This window comes from Lachnoclostridium phytofermentans (genome assembly GCF_000733755.1).
Taxonomy (GTDB): domain Bacteria; phylum Bacillota; class Clostridia; order Lachnospirales; family Lachnospiraceae; genus Lachnoclostridium; species Lachnoclostridium phytofermentans_A.
Window position 1 is genome coordinate 399690 of sequence record NZ_JPOF01000006.1, and the last position, 18185, is coordinate 417874.

14 protein-coding genes are annotated in these 18185 nt (G+C 34.3%); 5 read left to right on the forward strand and 9 right to left on the reverse strand.

What is annotated here, in order from left to right; all coding sequences use genetic code 11:
* The first annotated feature begins 94 nt into the window (after positions 1–94).
* Entirely contained in the window at positions 95–2227 is a 2133-nt protein-coding gene (locus CC92_RS0115155) for an alpha-L-arabinofuranosidase C-terminal domain-containing protein (protein ID WP_051650938.1), read from the forward strand.
* A 51-nt stretch (positions 2228–2278) separates the two neighbouring features.
* Here CC92_RS0115155 and CC92_RS0115160 read toward each other — a convergent pair whose 3' ends face one another.
* Positions 2279–2899 (reverse strand): YitT family protein, encoded by a 621-nt coding sequence (locus CC92_RS0115160; RefSeq protein ID WP_081841968.1) that lies wholly within the window; start codon positions 2897–2899, stop codon positions 2279–2281.
* A gap of 249 nt (positions 2900–3148) precedes the next feature.
* On the opposite strand from CC92_RS0115160, the gene CC92_RS0115165 reads away from it, so the two are divergent.
* Entirely contained in the window at positions 3149–3982 is an 834-nt protein-coding gene (locus CC92_RS0115165) for a MerR family transcriptional regulator (protein WP_029505146.1), read from the forward strand.
* Between the two features lie 50 nt (positions 3983–4032).
* On the opposite strand, the gene CC92_RS0115170 is transcribed toward CC92_RS0115165, so the two are convergent.
* A complete protein-coding gene (locus CC92_RS0115170; RefSeq protein ID WP_029505147.1) occupies positions 4033–4590 on the reverse strand; it encodes a CDP-alcohol phosphatidyltransferase family protein in 558 nt (185 codons plus the stop codon).
* 257 nt (positions 4591–4847) lie between these two features.
* Positions 4848–5156, reverse strand: a complete 309-nt coding sequence (locus CC92_RS0115180) for a DUF2089 family protein (RefSeq protein WP_029505148.1) — start codon at positions 5154–5156, stop codon at positions 4848–4850.
* Between the two features lie 492 nt (positions 5157–5648).
* On the opposite strand from CC92_RS0115180, the gene CC92_RS0115185 reads away from it, so the two are divergent.
* Both CC92_RS0115185 and CC92_RS0115190 read left to right on the forward strand, forming a co-directional pair.
* The gene (locus tag CC92_RS0115185; RefSeq protein ID WP_242841376.1) at positions 5649–7556 is read left to right on the forward strand and encodes a flavocytochrome c; all 1908 of its coding nucleotides are present in this window, start codon (positions 5649–5651) and stop codon (positions 7554–7556) included.
* 262 nt (positions 7557–7818) lie between these two features.
* Positions 7819–8403 carry a TetR/AcrR family transcriptional regulator gene (locus CC92_RS0115190; RefSeq protein WP_162175527.1) on the forward strand — a complete coding sequence of 195 codons (585 nt, stop codon included), beginning with the start codon at positions 7819–7821 and terminating at the stop codon, positions 8401–8403.
* A 271-nt stretch (positions 8404–8674) separates the two neighbouring features.
* Here CC92_RS0115190 and CC92_RS0115195 read toward each other — a convergent pair whose 3' ends face one another.
* The 3 genes from CC92_RS0115195 to CC92_RS0115205 form a co-directional block, all read right to left on the reverse strand.
* The gene (locus tag CC92_RS0115195; RefSeq protein WP_029505151.1) at positions 8675–9754 is read right to left on the reverse strand and encodes a hypothetical protein; all 1080 of its coding nucleotides are present in this window, start codon (positions 9752–9754) and stop codon (positions 8675–8677) included.
* Between the two features lie 393 nt (positions 9755–10147).
* Positions 10148–11056: a hypothetical protein gene (locus tag CC92_RS0115200; protein ID WP_029505152.1), complete on the reverse strand. Its 909-nt coding sequence runs from the start codon at positions 11054–11056 to the stop codon at positions 10148–10150.
* A gap of 143 nt (positions 11057–11199) precedes the next feature.
* Positions 11200–11742, reverse strand: coding sequence for a hypothetical protein (locus CC92_RS0115205; protein ID WP_029505153.1), 543 nt, complete (start codon positions 11740–11742; stop codon positions 11200–11202).
* Between the two features lie 322 nt (positions 11743–12064).
* Between CC92_RS0115205 and CC92_RS0115210 the strand changes: the two genes are divergently transcribed.
* Entirely contained in the window at positions 12065–13447 is a 1383-nt protein-coding gene (locus CC92_RS0115210; protein ID WP_029505154.1) for an MATE family efflux transporter, read from the forward strand.
* A gap of 162 nt (positions 13448–13609) precedes the next feature.
* Here CC92_RS0115210 and CC92_RS0115215 read toward each other — a convergent pair whose 3' ends face one another.
* The 3 genes from CC92_RS0115215 to CC92_RS0115225 all read right to left on the reverse strand — a co-directional run bounded on the left by CC92_RS0115215 (position 13610) and on the right by CC92_RS0115225 (position 18082).
* On the reverse strand, positions 13610–15337 hold the full coding sequence (locus CC92_RS0115215) for an oleate hydratase (RefSeq protein WP_029505155.1): 1728 nt from the start codon (positions 15335–15337) through the stop codon (positions 13610–13612).
* Positions 15338–15456: 119 nt separating this feature from the next.
* A complete protein-coding gene (locus CC92_RS0115220) occupies positions 15457–16689 on the reverse strand; it encodes an MFS transporter (protein WP_029505156.1) in 1233 nt (410 codons plus the stop codon).
* A 223-nt stretch (positions 16690–16912) separates the two neighbouring features.
* Positions 16913–18082, reverse strand: a complete 1170-nt coding sequence (locus CC92_RS0115225; RefSeq protein WP_029505157.1) for a helix-turn-helix domain-containing protein — start codon at positions 18080–18082, stop codon at positions 16913–16915.
* Positions 18083–18185 lie beyond the last annotated feature (103 nt).

Below are 18185 nucleotides of genomic sequence, written 5' to 3' on the forward strand. Positions count from 1 at the left end.
ATAGTCAATATATCCATTGCATTTTATTTCAGTATATTATAAAATATTCAATAATTTAATGAATGTTTAGATACAACATATAGGAGGTTTCTTCATGAAAAAGAGAACATTACTTAGTTTCCTTGCTCTTACTCTCACGGTTCCATTATTATTTGCTTGTAAGAAAACTGACCATACAAGTAATCCACTAATTACCGAAGTACCTACACCAACTGTAACCATGCAAGCGACACAGTCAAAAGAATTTATAACTGATTATCTCTTAACGATTGATTCTATGACTGGCTATGATATTAGCGAGTTATTATATGGATTATTTTTAGAAGATATTAATTATGCAGTGGATGGAGGACTTTATACAGAAATGGTGAAAAACCGTTCTTTCGAATACGGTTCCATGGCAAAAGGAGAAAATCTTCACGGTTGGAGTGCGGATCAGGATTTGGAGTATCGCGTAACAGACGGTAGCCTAGACCACTCTTATTTAAATCAGAACAATACCCATTATCTAAGTATTAGAAATACCACAGAATCTGAGTTATCAATCAAAAACTCTGGTTTTTTAGATGGTATGACGATTGAAGAAGGAGCCAATTATGAGTTTAGTGGATACTTTCGTTCGAAAGAGGGGATTTCTTCCTTACAGATACTTTTAATAGATGAATCTGGCAATCTCTATGCAAGTGCCTCCATTCCTGAAATTACAAAAGAATTTCGTAAATATGAGGTGACATTAACCGCTTTAGCAAGCGCTCCCTCTTCTTTTGGGGTTTCACTATACGTTGTCTTTGGTAAAGGCCAAATGGATGCCGATATGTTATCCTTATTTCCACAAGATACTTACAAAGGCAGAAAGAATGGGCTTCGAAAAGACTTAAGCTTAGCTTTAGAGGAGCTATCCCCTGCTTTTCTTCGTTTCCCCGGTGGTTGTGTGGTGGAAGGGGAAACTTTAGAAAATTCCTACAACTGGAAGAATTCTATTGGAAATGGGATACCATTTGAGATCAACGGTTCTGTTACATACGGTGATGTCGCAACCAGACCTCTATCAGAAAACTTATGGGGAGATCAAAACTCTTCTTCCAATCACCCTTACTATATGACTTATGGACTTGGTTTCTATGAATATTTCCTTCTTTGTGAAGACCTTGGAAGTGAACCGGTACCTATCGTAAACGCTGGACTCTCCTGTCTTATTCAAGGGGCCAGAAAAGTTGGAACCCCAGCAGATGCCTTACCGATTGATAGCGAAGAATTTTATCAGTACATACAAGATGCTCTGGATTTGGTGGAGTTTTGTAAAGGAGATGAGACTACTACATGGGGAGCAATTCGTATCGCCATGGGACATAAAGAGCCATTTCCTCTTAACTATATCGGAATAGGAAATGAGCAATGGGGTACCATTTATTTCGAACGATATGAACAATTCGTCAAGGCATTTGAAAAAGCAGCCCTTGAAAAACCAGAGCTATACAAAGACATTCAATTAATTGTCGCAAATGGACCAGTTGCTTCCGATACCTATGCATGGAAGAAAATCAAATTATATGGTACTGAGTATGCAGGCTTAGTAGATGAACATTATTACATGGCACCTTCTTGGTTTTTAAGTAATACCAAGCGTTATGATTCTTATGACCGAAATAGCGTCCCAGTATTCCTTGGAGAATATGCAGCGAAATCAAATAACCTTGAAGCTGCCTTAGCGGAAGCAGCATTTATGACCGGTATCGAACGCAATGGTGATATTGTGAAGCTAGCTTCCTATGCACCACTGTTTGGCAATAGTATATCTTATCAATGGACTCCTGATCTTATCTGGTTTAAGAGTGGTGTTGTGTGGAAATCCGTGAACTACTATGTACAGCAGCTCTTCTCAACCAATGTAGCCAAACAAGTGATTCCTTCCACTCTAACAGGAAATCAAAGTAAACTTACTAACGAATCATTTTATCAAGTTTGTGGAATCGATGAAAACCAAGATATAATTCTAAAGCTAGTAAATACTTCAGACAAATCAATTGATATCACCATCCGTATACCGGAATTAAAGGAAACGAAGGCCTTTGTTACTACACTATCCTCAGAATCCTTAACCGATATGAATACAGTGGTTAATCCGAAATTAATTGCTCCAGTGGATGCATCCATCATCGCTTCAGAAGAATTTATCTATCAAATGCCAAAGTATTGTGTAGCTATTCTTCGAATTCCTACAAAGTAATTCGAAATTAATACAACTACCGCTATGCTCTGATATGTTCTACTTTAAGACTTAACAGGTAGCAACTTCCTCCTTTTCTTTATGAATACGTCCAATAATAAAGGAGGATAATGTCACAGTGATAAAAGAGTAAAAGATTTTTTGTACTGGTATATAGGTCAAAGACAGTAATAAAACTACAAAATCAGTTGCAAAATATGCTTTCGAAATATTACATCCAGAAAGTTTTGCAATGATTAGCGCAAGTGCATCATCACCGCCAGAAGCTCCGCCCATTCGAACAACAAGACCTACACCAATACCGACAAATAATCCACCTACAATAGCTGCAAGTAATGGCATACCGCTTAAATCGGGGATTACAAATCCAATATGTTCAAAAATGTTATAAAAGAAGGAAAATCCTACGCTTGCAACTAATGCGTTCTTTAAAAATTCCTTGCCTAACAGCTTATATCCAATAAAATAACATAAGGAATCCAGACATATTCCTGTTATTCCTGGTGAAATTCCTGTCCAGTGTTTTAGTAGTAATACCATTCCGAGTACACCGCCCTCTGTTATATTACTTTGGCTGTGTACATTAAATAAACCAAATGCTAGTATAGCAACGCCTAATAAAAGGATACTATAGTGCTTGATTGTATCCTTGCTTATTTTAACTTTCTTCATTATAATCTCCATTCTGTCGCAATCCTGCGAATTTGAGCGACAGCACAAATTCGTGTGTGAAATATTTTAATTTTTACACTAACCTCCACGTATACTTATCTACAAGATATAAGAAATCCATACATATGATTTTCTTGACATGATATACTATAAAGGATATAGTAACTATATTGTCAAGAAAAAAATAGAGATACTTTTTTCTTAAAAACAAAGATACTTTTTGGTATAAAATGGAGGTATTTATTTTTCATGAATACGAAGTTTACTGTCGGTGAAATCGCTAAATTAAGCGGATTATCCAAACAAGCACTAATCTATTATGATAAGGAGGATGTGTTTAAACCAAAAATAATCGACTCAAATAATGGCTACCGTTATTACACAGCTGATCAAATTGAAGTATTAGACAGTATCTTAATACTGAAGGAAATCGGGTTATCCTTAAAGGAAATCAAAGAATTTATGAGCCATCGTAATAGTAATAATGCAGTGGCTTTATTAAAAAATCAACAGCAGGAAATTAAACGTAAAATAAAACAACTCTCCTTAATCGAAAAAAGGTTGGAATATAAATTAAGAACATTGGAAGAATTTGACCGCGTTAGTGAGCATGTTCAAATTTTTACATTAGATAAAACTCAATATTTAGCAATCGAACCCGTATCTGCTCCAAATGGACTGATAGAAGTTGATATAGCCTTAAAAAGTTTGCTAACCAAAGCGAATTATCTTAATTATCCATATTATTATCAAATTGGCGATATGGTTTCCAAAGATAATTTGTTATCTGGTAATTTTATCTGCTTTCAGTATGCATTTCTTCCGCTTCAAATCGAACCGGAACATGGCAGCTACCATAAAAAAACAAAAGGACTTTATGCAAGATGCTATCACCAAGGACCATATAAAAATATCACAGAAACCTATCAATTCCTTTTAGATTATATTAAAAAGGAAGGCTATCAAATAGCCTCCCCTTCCTATGAGTATTGTATTTTAGATAGCTTAACTACAAAAAAATCGGAGGATTATGTTACTGAGATACAAATAAAAATAGAAAAGGCATTTGTAGAAAAAGGATAGAAATCCAGTACTTTATTACACTTGGATCCCTATCCCTATCTTTATTCTTATCAACTCTCACGAAACATCCTAGCATATACCGGAATATAGAGTAGAAACGATAACGCAAGAAAAGCCCCTGTAATTATCATCAACAAATTAACCCAAACAACCTTCATGGTTGGAAATGCAATTAAAATCAGCATGGTAACATAAAATACTGCGGTGGAAACCTTACCAAACCACATAGCGCCATCAAGCTTTTTGTTTCTTTTTAGCAGAAGGAATCCACAGATTCCCATCGTACATTCTTTTACAGCAAATAATATCACTAGTAAAAACATGCCTTTTACTCGAAACATCGTACATAATAGAATAGCTGTTTGCGTAAGTTTATCCGCTATGGGATCAATCGCTTTTCCAAGCTCTGTCACCTGATTAAATTTTCTTGCAATATAACCATCCAAAAGATCGGTTATGCCCGCAATCAATAAAAAGGATGCCGCTATATAATAATCTCTCGAATTCTCTGCTCTTAGATAACTAACTACAAAGCATGGAATCAATAGAAAACGAACATAGCACAAAATATTAGGTATGTTAAATACCTCTTTTGCAGTTACTTTCATAAAATCACCCTTACCTCTCTTACTTTATTTTTATTCAATTTATTATACAAAATCCCATCATAGAAATCTTAGATGTAAGATTTCTATGATGGGATTTCCTTCGTTTTTTCTCACTCTAAGTCTTGGATATTCATCTTTTTTAGCTCATCGCTCTTTTTATACTGTTCTCTGCATGCAATATAAATTGCTATAAAAATAATAGTTGGGATATTCATAAGTATAAGCGCTGGTAACATCGATAAGAGCATAGTACCTAATCAGCCATTTGAATTCTCCTTCCCAAATTTTCTGTATTCAGATATCAAAATCTTCGCGGTATCAAAATCAATCTTATCGTTTACTGCAAGACGTTTTATCAGGGCAACATACGGATCATTCGTAGTATCTTCACTAATCTTAATTTTTTGAATTAACTTATCCAGCCTTAACCTCACGGTCGGGTAGGTGACACTGTATTGATTGGCTATCTCTTTTAACGAACCAGAAGCGAGTATAAATTTTTTTATAAATGCTATATCTTCGTCTTCTAAGTTTTCCATCCATTCAGGAACTACTTCAATTGCCATTCTATCCCTCCTTTAATTATATTAAGTTTATACTTTAATATTATTAAAGTCAATACTACACTATATTCTAATTAAATTTAAGTATTTTGATTTCATTTACTAAGCTGAATCTGTCTAAAGTAAAACATAGTCAAAATTTATACAAATAAATAAGAAATAATACTTAATAAGTTCCATATAAAGGTATTTTATATTTGTCATTTTTCCTTTAGTCCTATATTTTTCACTAATATTTTGTAATTTTTCAAATTTAAGGTTGATTTCTATGTTTTATTGTGTTATATATTTAACATACCATGTTCTATTACATGTTCTAAAACACGTTCTACTTTAAATACTAATTTTATTATTTATTATTTATTACCTTTATTTATTACTTTTTATTTTTTACTTTTATTTTTTACCTTTTATTTTTACTTTCTATTAATTAATTTCCATTTATTACTTTTTAACTTTATCACTTTTATTAGGATTTAAATTACTGGAGGATTTATGAGAAAAAAATTTTTACAAAAGTCAACAAAGACAATGATAACCTTTGGTTTGGTTGCAATGTTAACAGCTTCCTCGCTTGCTGGATGCTCTAAGAAAAATCAAGGAGATGCTTCTACTGCCCCAACACCAACCCCAACAGAGGGATCGGTTTCCGATGGAACCATTACCTATACCCCAGGTACATACTCTGCTAAAGTAACTGGTATGCATGAGATGACCGTAACTGTGACTGTATCTGAGAATGCAATTACAGATATTCAGATTGAACATACTGAAACTCCAGGTATTGGTGAACCAGCAGTTCAATCCATTCCTGCCGAAATCATGGAAACACAAGGCCTTGGTGTCGATGTAGTATCTGGTGCCACTTTAACAAGCAACGCAATTATCGAAGGTGTTGTGGAAAACTTAAAGCAAGCCGGACTATCTGATGCAGACATCAACACATTGCTTGCAATAAAAAAGGTAGTAGAGAAAGAAGAAGATCAAGAACTTTCTGCTGATGTCGTTGTAATTGGTGCTGGTGGAGCTGGTATGGCTGCTGCAGTAACTGCGAAACAAGCAGGAAAAAGCGTTATTGTAATAGAAAAGACAAGTAAGATGGGTGGAAACACAATCCTTTCCGGTGGAGCACTGAACGCTGTAGATGAAGGTAGTGAAACTGCAATAGCAAATAATGATAGTACTGCTCTTCACTATGAGCAAACCTTTAATGGGGGCGACCAGGAAGGTGATCCTGTTTTAGTTCAAACCCTAATCGAAAATGCATGGGATGGTGTCGAATGGCTTAAAAGTCTTGGTATGGAATTCCATGAAGGTACCTTTACTGTTACAGGTGGCATGTGGCCACGAGCTCATAAACCAGTAGAACCGGAAGGAACTGGATTCTTTAAGACATATCAGAACTTCCTTGACAATAATACCGGAATATCTATGGTATATAACACAACTGCAGAAGAACTAATCATGGAAGACAATGTAATTACTGGTGTTATCTGTACTGGTAAGACTGGAAATAAAGTTGTTGTTAAGGCAAATAATGGCGTTATATTAGCAACTGGCGGCTTTGGTCAAAATGTTGAGATGCGCCAAGAAGCAAATGAAATCCTAAATAAATGGCCTTCCTTAGATGAATCCATTCCAAGCACTAACACAAGCGGCATCACTGGTGATGGTATTCTAATGGCTGAAAAAATTGGAGCTAATTTAGTTCAGATGGGAAACATTCAGTTACTTCCTCTTGGTGATCCTGAAACAGGAAGCCTATCTGGCAATATTGAACATGCTGTTGAAAGCCGTATCTTCGTTAACTTAGATGGTAATCGTTTTGTAAACGAAGCTGGCCGTCGCGATGAAATGACCCTAGGTTTATTTGATCAAAAAGATACTACAATGTACATCGTAATGGATAGTGATACTTATCCAGAAGGAAAAGAATTAAATAACTTTGGCGAAAGTATTGCGGATCTCGTAGCATCTGGTCGTGCTTTAAAAGCGGATACCTTGGAAGAACTTGCTGGTCTGATGGGAGTTCCTGCAGAAAACTTAGTTTCCACTGTAAAGGAATATAATCGCTATTGTCTTGGCGGTGATTTAGAAGGTCAATCCGACGTATTCGGTCGTGCTTTATTTACAGATACTGATAAAGTAAATAACGGAATTAATAACCCTCCTTATTATGCAGCGGTTCGTGTCCCAACCGTTCATCATACAATGGGTGGCGTACAAATTAATGAAAACACAGAAGTACTTGATAAAGACGGTAAAGTAATTCCAGGATTGTACGCAGCTGGCGAAGTAACTGGTGGTATCCACGGAAGCAATCGTCTTGGTGGTAATGCATTAACTGATACTGTTGTTTTCGGACGTATCGCTGGTACCAATGCAGCTAATTTCCAAAAATAATAAAACCCCTCAATAACTTAACTCTTAGAGGAGCGAAAGAAGATGTAATTACAAGTCTTCCACCGCTCCTCTCTTCTTGCATTTTGACAAAAAAATGTTATTATTATACTATTACAGTTTCAAAGAATACTGTGTATAGCAATTATCAGTGTAGTATTGTTCTCGAACTAAGAACTAAGGATAGATACATTTATTTGCACAATATAATGATTCAGCAGGCTGTCTCTTGTCAAAATAAAAGAAAAGGAAAAGTTGGATGATCATGAACCCTCAGAAAAAATTTGATTTAAGAAAACAAGAATTATTTGCTCAAATTACCGACTTAATTAATGCAGAAGGATATGAAAATATAACAGTACGTGGACTCTGTCAAAAACTCTCCATATCGACAGGAACCTTTTATCATTATTTTCCTCAAAAAGGCGACTTAGTTTGTGCGCTATTTGCCGATATCGATGATTATTTTTTACATGAAGTAACTAGTAAATTTACTGAGGATGAAACGAGTAACATAGTTACTTTTTGCGAACAATATGGAATTTATGTTATTAAAAATGGCATTGAAACCTGTCGGTGTATTAGTGTAGCTCCCTTAAAAAATGATTCCCACAATTATCTGGATGAGCAGCGTGGAATTTTTCAGGTATTAGAGCAAATTTTAATTCGTGGCGAAGAAAAGAAGCAATTCCATCTCATTCAATCTCCTAAAGAAACTACACGTATGTTAATGGTGCTCCTCCGTGGCTATAGTGCAGATTGGGCAAAGCGAGATGGAAACTATGATTTGATTGATAAGTTAAGACAGTTTATCCTACTCTTTCGCATTAGCTTATGTAAAGAGAAATAAAATTATATCTAACGTAAAGCAGAGTTTATGCCACTATTTATGTTTTAAAGGCTTGTACAATAAAAGACCTTAATAGTGATTTATTCTCAATAAATGGTGGTGAATGCTTCTTTTGATTCCCCACCATTTTTATATCACCTAATATTTATTTATAGAAAATGATGAAACAAATGAAGAATGCTAATTCAAAATCTATTGTTGCTAATCGCATTAAATTGTAATCAAATGTAAATTGCTAATCATGCTAGAAACCCTAGCTGACTATTATGAGTTATATTTCCTTATTACAACCAGTTAGATTGAGATAAATTTGATATCCGATTCGTTCCATATTTTTGCATAAAGCAGGATATGAATAAGTACAATCATTCAAGTTGCGAAAACTCTTTGCTATTTTAGATTCTTCCTCTAATTCTTCATAGTATAAAAATTGAAATCCATTTTGATCAAAGATTTGCTCTATCATCTCGCTTATATCCATAAGCTCCTCATAAGATTCCAATACTTCCTCTTGTTCCATAATCTGCTCAAAGATTATCTGTAATTGATAGAGCCATGGAGCTGATTCTTTACAGATTTTCTTCATCTCATTATATCGATGTATGGTTGCTATTTCTGCTTTTTTCTTCTTTAGTCTTTCTTTTATGTCGTCTTGACTTAACTGAAGTAATCTGGAACGCTCCATTTCAAAATCAATAGAAGAAAGAACAAATCTACCAGAGGAATTTAGCAAGAAACCAGCTTCTTTTATTTTACATGCAAATGTTTCTTTTAATAATATTATTAACTCAGGAACAAGAGGTAGTAAGTCTTTTTTATTCAAAACATAATGACATAACCCTAAAAATCTTTGGATGGAAGGTACGATACTAATCAGTAATTTGTCATAGTTTTCTTCTTGTTTATATTCTTCACATTTTTGATATACTTCCATATAATCTTCTACAAGCTTTTGTTTCATAATGAGTTGATTCTCTTTCCTTGCACCATTGCTCCCCGAATATTCTCTCATAACTCGATCTACATCTTTTTTAGTGCTATCTACATCTCTTATTAGCCTATCTTTTATAATGCTATCGATATCTTTTGTTAGTCTATCTTTTGTTAGACTATTTTTTTTAATACTATCTGTATCTTTTGTTAGTCTATCATTAATCAACGATCTATTTACTTCTGGTACTTCTTTCTTCCCCTCCCATATTTTTTGAAACCAAGAATTATTTTTCATTTTCGCCCCATTTCTATTCTGAAACCGAGAATACTGACTGCTGTAATTATTTTTACGTTTTAAACAAATGTATGCTAAGATGGCAAGCAACAATGTTATGATCAATATTATGATCTCTCTCATAGCACCTCCAAGGTAAGGAGAAGAAGTTGTCCTTTTTTCTTTCCTTTAACATAACCTATTCTATATATATGTGCGGAAAGGAATGGTTCATGCCTAGTTTTCTTCAAAAATGGGAGATTGTTGGTTTATTTCTAAGAGGGGCATGTTAGCACCTCTTCTTGAAAATGTTACTTATAGTATAATATGTCAATTCATTTTAAATGATAGTAAAAGTTCCGATTTTTGTAGTTAATGTCGATGAGCTTTACAAAAATAATAGAGCAGGAGGCCTTTCCCGCTCTATTATTATACAGCAAACTTATGTATTAAAATTACTACAACAATGATAGGCTTGTTATATTAGACTTGTTAAAAAAGGTGTTGCTACAAAATCGTATCAACACCTCATTTTCCTTAATATATTAATTGTCTAACATCATTATAGATGGTTTCTATTTCATCTCGTAATTTCAATTGTTCGATACGACATGCCTGATATGCAAAAGCAAACTCTTTTTTTGCTGCCTTTAAAAATGCTTGATGTCCACTTCCACCAGTACCAAATACTTTTGATAACCCCATCAAGATAAGACCTTGGTTATAATGCCATTTTGCATTATTAAAGTCAAGCTCTAACGCACGATTTGTTAAAATTGAAGCGATACCAAGAAGATTCGGATTCTGCTCACGTAACTTCATTAACATATTTCCAGCATAACCATAATAGAGAGCCTTATGAACTTCGGTAGTGGCTGCTTTTAAATAACATTTATAAGCTTCCATATAATCCTTACGACGGAAATTTAATTCTCCATGATAGAACCACCCAAGTGCTACTTCTCTCTGATCTTTTGAATTAAGTAAGACATCAATTTTATCTAGAATAAGCTTCATTGCAAGTTTCTCGTCATCCTTAGCTTTTAAAGCGCATTCATCCATCAATATTTGTAGATTTTTACTTTCTTCATAAATTTCTTTTGGATTTTCCTCGCTTTGCGGATATAAAAAGCTCACTGCTTTTGGTAGCCTCTCCGTCATCTGCGGGATTCCGAGATTTTCTAATGTTACCATCATCTCTCTTCCATCTGGATCATATTCATCAAATGGTACCTCTGCTTCTTCCCGTTTTACTATGTCTTCGCAGAAGAGGCGATGATATATTTTATAAGATTCTTCAAATCTTCCAAGAAAGAAAAATGCTTTTCCTAAGGTTGATAACACATATGGATTTGCCTCATCCTGAGTCTCTAACAAACGAACTGCTGCCATGTAATCCCCACATCGAATTGCTTTGTTCGCTTCTGCCACTATTCCAGCTATCATATACTAGTCCTCCTTACTGTAATAACCTTATACAATTCAGTTTATAAGGCTACCTTCCTATTGTACAACGAAATCAGAAAGTTCACAACTAGAGGATGCTATTTTTTATACATTTTTAGGTTATTTTATATTATTTTGAATAGTTAATAAAAACCTGTGTATATACCAAAGTCTTTTTCAAATAATATACGATAGATTTTATAAAAATCACCATCTCGTTGTACGGTAAGTTCTCCCTTATATTCTCGATCTGATCCTGCTGACGTTACTGTTTTTACTAGTAATTCATATTCATAGCGCCCTTCTTTTTTCTCTGTCTTTTTGACAATATCAACTTGTGATACCCAAGGGCTAGAAACTCCAGTAACCCAGTATGGAGTATTCTCTTCAAGCTTGGAAAGATAGTTCTTTTTTAGGGAGTCACTTAAAACAGTATAGAGCATAGCTCCATTTCTATTTTTAATACTCTTAATAAACACTTCTACTGCGGCATCAGGAGTGCATACCCCTAACTCTTCTACTGCTTGTAACAATAATTCGGTATGTACTTTATAACGATCCACCTCTTCTGCACTTACCGCAATTTTCCCATAGCTGCTATGATCATACAGATGAAACCCTATAGAGATCATTAGTAAGAATAGGATTAGATACATCATAGTCTTTGGGGAGTATTTTTTTATCATGAATTCCTCCAAAATCAACAATCTTTTTTATACTATATGTCTTTTTCTAACTATCTAAGCATTTATTTAGTTCGTTGATTAAAAATAGCATTAACAATAATATTCTTATTTCTTATTTAAATCTATTTATTAATTGAAACAACGAATTTAGCGTGTTATATCTACGCTTTACTTTAGATTTATGAGGATATCGATACCCCCAGATATTTTTTAATTTCCTACTTGATAATCTTTTATTTTGTGTTACTATATTACATTGGTGCGATATAGTAGTGCTACGTTTTCGCATCCATGACCGACAAATAAAGGGAGAAACTTCGCTATGAAAAAAACAAATGATTTGGGGAAAGATAAGATATCTTCCTTAGTTTACAAATTAGCAATCCCTACGATGATTGCCCAGTTAGTCAATGTACTCTACAGTATTATTGACCGTATGTATATAGGGAATATCCCGGAAATAGGAGACATTGCGTTAGCGGGTGTTGGGGTATGTGGCCCAATCGTGACCTTACTCTCCTCCTTTGGTACTTTAGTTGGATTAGGTGGTTCTATCCTAATGGCGATGAAAATGGGAGAACAAAAAAAGAAAGAAGCCGAGCAAATTTTATCGAACAGCTTTTTGATGTTACTTATTGTATCTGGTGCTCTAACTTTTATTTTTTTACTTTCAAAGGATTTTCTACTCTATCAGTTTGGAGCTAGTGATATTACATTTCCTTACGCTAATACTTATATGACAATCTATACGATTGGTACCTTTTTTGCCTTACTAAGTATCGGTTTAAATTATTTTATCACCTGTCAAGGTTATTCGATGGTCAGTATGACAACTGTTTTAATTGGTGCAATTAGCAATATTATTTTAGATTCCGTATTCGTCTTTGTTCTTCATATGGGAGTTGCTGGTGCTGCGATTGCTACTGTAATTGCACAGTTGTTTTCTTGCCTTTTTGCGTTAACTTTTTTATTTCGTAAGCAGGTACCAATTCGCATTACCTTTGGTGGATATTCCATGGCTATCGTTAAGAAGATTATTTCTATTGGCTTATCTCCATTTATCATATTAGCAACAGATAGCATTATCATCATTATCATGAATGCTGTATTACAGTATTATGGCGGCAAAAGCGAAGGAGATCTATTAATATCTGCTGCAACCATTGTTCAAAGCTATATGTTATTAATCACTGGCCCAATGATAGGAATCACTGGTGGAACTCAAGCCATTATCTCCTATAATTACGGTGCTGCCCGTGCGGATCGTATTAAGCAAGCAGAACGATTGATATTAACACTATGTATCGTTTTTACTTCCATAATGTTTCTAGTTTCCCGCAGTATTCCGCAGTACTTTGTAAAAATTTTCACTACCGATACTTCCTTATCACAGACTTCAGTTTGGGGTATCAAAGTATTTACATTAGGCATTATTCCACTTTCTTTTCAATACGCATTAGTAGATGGGCTCACCGCTTTAGGTCGTACCAAGACTGCTCTTGCCTTATCCTTGTTTCGTAAAAGTTCCTTCGTAGTATATACACTACTATTACCTTCTTTATTTACCGCAAAAAGTGTATTCTATGCGGAACCACTTTGTGATACGATTAGTGCCATTATCACAACTACTGTGTTTCTAAAAGTGTTTAGTAAGCACTTAGATGCTAGATGTAAAAATACGAAATTACAAGGGATAAATTCTTAGAGGATAACATAAATCAAAGAATATAAAAACACTTAACCAATGCAGAAATCATAATTAATATGCTCCTTCTTTCCGTTCTTAGTTAAATAAAACTAATTACGGTAGGAAGGAGCTTTTATTCATAACAAGAAAAAGTTCGCGAAGCGTACTTTTTCTTGTTTCTTACTTCCGATAAGCAGTCCTTAATGCTTTCCATAATACCTTAGGTTGTTTTTTATATGGTGTGACAGGGCAAATTTTCTTTTCTTTGTATTTCATTAACGTATATACTGCAATACGAGCTGCACGAACAGAATACTCTTCCGTAAAAACCATATCCTCTGGAATCTCAACAAACTGACTTACCATAGCAAAATTGGTAGAGTTCTTTGGAACTACATAAGGTCTGTCCTTCATTTTTCTTGGTTGGAACTGTGCATCAATATATGGCATCATACAAGGTATCACATTAATAACATCCTTTAGAATACGTTTTTCTTCTGTTTCAAAATGTAGGTGATGCAGCAACTCAATCAAGATTTCTTCTCCAGTACATTCTCTCATAGGCTTCTTCACATAATCACCAATACGATCAGTATACAAGCCATAGCCCCAAAAGATCGTGGTATCCATCGGCTGACTTTTAAAATGAGGTTGCGCAGCAACTACGATACTCATTAACCAACTAGAATCTTTCATTGTCATAAGAGCTCCGCTTCCAGGTATATTCCCGGAGAACTGTTCAATTTTTCTTAATAGTATATTTCCTTTTAGTGTTACAGTAAAGCTTTCCCAATTTGTATCATATGGGTGGTCAAAGAAAGGTTCTGGGTTACCAAGTCCAGGTTTTTTATTCGCTATACGAGACCACAGTTTTCCAGAAAGTGGTGCAGAAAAATCTACTTTTGGTGGTGTATGAAGTCCTCCCAAAGTCGCATTATCGGTCATGCAACCGTTTGTTAAAATACACAGATCTTTTGTTTTTAGTGAAATTTCTTCTTTTATTCCATCTCTACGGGTATGAATTTTAGTTGCTGTTATCTTTTCCCCATCTGCAAAATCGATATCTTCGACAACAGCATTGATACTAAAATCAACTCCTCTCTTTTCAAGATAGGACTTTATTGGCAAAATTACAGACTCATATTGGTTATATCTTGTTCTTGTAACACCTTCCAGTGTTTCTATTCTTGAGAATTCAAATATCATTCGTTCCATATAACGCTTGAACTCTAACAAACTTGACCACTTCTGAAAGGCAAAAGTTGTTTGCCACATGTACCAGAAATTTGTAGTAAAGAAATGTTTACTTTCCTTAAACCATCCTTCAATCGTCATATCATCAAGTTTTGATTCTGGCATAAGCATTAGCTTTCCTAATAGAAGTCGATCTTTTCTATGAAACCCCATACTACGAACATCTAGAATTTTTCCATCTTTATTGATTAATCTTGCCATAGCATGGGTTGGATGCAAATGATCAAAATTTAATATCTCCTCTGTTACACTTCTTCCTGGCATCTCAAGAGAAGGTATACTTTGAAACAGCTCCCAGAAGTTCTCGTAAGTTTCTTCATTTAGCATACGTCCCCCACGACAAACAAAACCAGCGTGGTCATCTCCTGCTCCATCATTACTTCCTCCAAGTACAGGAAGAGCTTCTATGATATGAATACGTTCTCCACTCATCCTACAATCTCTAATCAGATACGCTGCACCAGCTAAGGACCCTAGACCACCTCCTATAAAATAAACATCCCGGTCTGTATCTACCTTATCCTTTTGATTAAAAAATTGCTTCATATGTTTTTTTCTTTTTTTATCAAAACATTTCTTTGTATAATAGGCTGTTGCTGTCGTAATCGTTATAAATGCTGCAATATCAAAACAAGAACATTTCTTTCTTCTCATGTTGCCTCCTTAACCTTCTATAAAATAACTCTTATTGTCAAAGTATAAGCAAAACTTGCAACATTATTCGAATAGATTTAGTTTCTAAAAAGGTATTACATTATTACATTCTATTTTAATTAATAATTATGATTGTATATTTCTTTTACCTTTTCTCTCCCTCGATACATAATGAAATAACATAACAGCATATTAATGAATGCGGTAATAACTATCGCCATTCGATAACTAACAATTTCTCCTAACCCGCCAATCATAACACTAAATAGCATTCCAGAAAGAGAGAATGTCGCTTGAAAAACTGCATTTAATTTTGCTCTCTTATCATCCGGTATGTAGTTTTGTACACTGCTCTCTCGCAAAGTAGCACTATTAATTCCAAGGAACCCACAGATAGAGCGATTCAATAACATAAATGGATATCCTATCCATAATAAAATCATATCCATAAAGCTATACAGTTGATAAACAAGAAAAGCAAATCGAAATCTTTTCTGCGCTTTTATCTCCACGTGATAATGAACTAAGCCTCCTAACGTTCTTCCAATGAATTCTGCTATCGTAAAAAAAGAATAAAGTGTAACTCCAAGTGAAGGTGTTGTCCTAAAATATGCGATGATTAAGCTACTGTTACCTTGGCTAATTCCTTGTGTGATTGGCATATACGTATAGATTCGTTGTAACCCTTTTTCCTTTTTAAGATAACGAACTCCTTCCAATAAATCAATCCAGTATTCTTTCAATGAAAAATGACCTGCATGAGAAACCTTTTCTTCCACTTTAATCTTTGCTTCCATAAGGGAAGCAACTAGTAATAAAACACCTTCAATCATGCAAACGAAGCCCATTCCAAAATTCGAGTATAAAATGCTTGCAACTGGGGTCATCACTACCATCACGGTAGGATAAATCATACTGGATACCGTATATCCCTTCTGAGCATACCCTTCCGGTATTAGGTTTGGATAGAAACTTGTATAAGCTAACTGATAAATTGTTCCTGTACATCCCGTTACCAAGGAAAATAACATATAGGTTACAAAATTGAATTTACTAAATAATAAAAACACACCAAATGCAAAATACAAGAAAGCATTCAATGCATCTATTCCAACAATAATCGGTTTCCTCTTAAAGTGATCTAAATAAGGTGAAATTAAGATTGGCAATAGAATCCCTGGTATCATTGAAATCGCAGAGAATATTCCTGCTAATAACGTACTTTGGCTATTATCGAAAACAACAAAGGAAAAAGAAAAATTAACTGCCACGCCACCCATAGCGCTAATAATAGTACCTAATGTAATTATTGTAAAATTTGGTGTCCATAGGGTAGATCTCCTAGTATTCATATAACACTCACTTTCTTATGTTTTCATATAATTTCTTATTCTTTTAACAACTGACTAATCTTTTTATCGAAAAAATGGATATCAGTTTTTGATGAAAACTAATTTATAATTGCAATTAAAATCATTAGCTTAAGTATACTGAATATTTTACATAATAAAAAGACGGTATATTTGAGAAAATCTATACTCAAATATCCGCCTTAATCACAAGATTTACAATTTATCAGGAAAACTCCTTTAAAATCTTATAAATTTCCTTATACCTGCGTTTCTTTTCTAATACTTCAATATAATACGGAATATGAAACTTTGCATAGCCAACTGGCATAACCTCTTTTAAGTAAGTAATACAATCAAATAGTATCTCTTCATATTCTTCCTCATTTAGATATCCTTTATGAGATAAACGATACTCCACTACCTCATACATCTTTTTAAAAGCAAGTAATGCTTCTTCTGATTCCTCTTTCACCTCATTCGCATCTTGAAATAAGCGATATCCGTCTTGCAGTGTTTTTGCCGCCAGCTCATGTTCTCCTAATTTTTCAAGACATATGGTATACTTTTGGTAGTACAAGATACTCTTCTGTTCACACTGATCTAGGTACTCTTTCGCTTGCTGTACCTGATTCCATTCTAACAAAGAAGACCCTATATTATAATTTATTTGACTAATAAATTCGTCTTCCTTCAATGCTTTTGCAATTTGAACTGCTACTTTGTAACTACGAAGCATAAGTTCATATTTATTTAACCCTGCATAACTATTACCTAGGAAATTCTGCGCATATAACATTCCAGTAACATAACCTTCTTTGGAACAAAGCTCGTATCCTTTTAATAATAACTCTAACGCTTCTACGTATTGACCTTTCTGACAGCGAAGAATCCCTAACTGCGTCATGTAATATGCATTTGGATTAAGGCACAATAATTCCTGCGATTTATCAATTCCTTTCATACACTGCATACAAAGATAAACCTCATATTGCTTTTGTTTCATACATGGAATATATTGAGCTAATTCCTCTCCTTCTTGATTCGATTCCATCCCTAGAAATAGCAAAGCATCAAGTAAATACGGACTGTTTAAATACTCCCTCTTCTTCAGTTTCAATTCCTTTTGTAAGTGAGTCAGATCTCCAAAAGAATAAAACTCCTCATATAAGTTATCAATCAACTTACCAGCTTCTTTTAAAAACTCCTTCTCCATATGAAAGCTAATATGAAGCTTTTGAAACAGTAACTGAATTATATTTTCTCCTGCTTCTACTTGCCCTTGTTCAATCTTCGATAAATAAGAAACCGTACAGATTCCCTTACATAGTCCTTCTTGTGAATAATTTAGTTTAAGGCGTTCCATTCGGATTTTCGCACCTATTACTGATTTCAATCAATCACCCCTTCTCTATAAGCTATCATAAATAACTTTTTACTATATTTCAACAGAAAAAAAGACTGTTACAAAGTATGTAAGCCACCTCCTGCTAAATTCA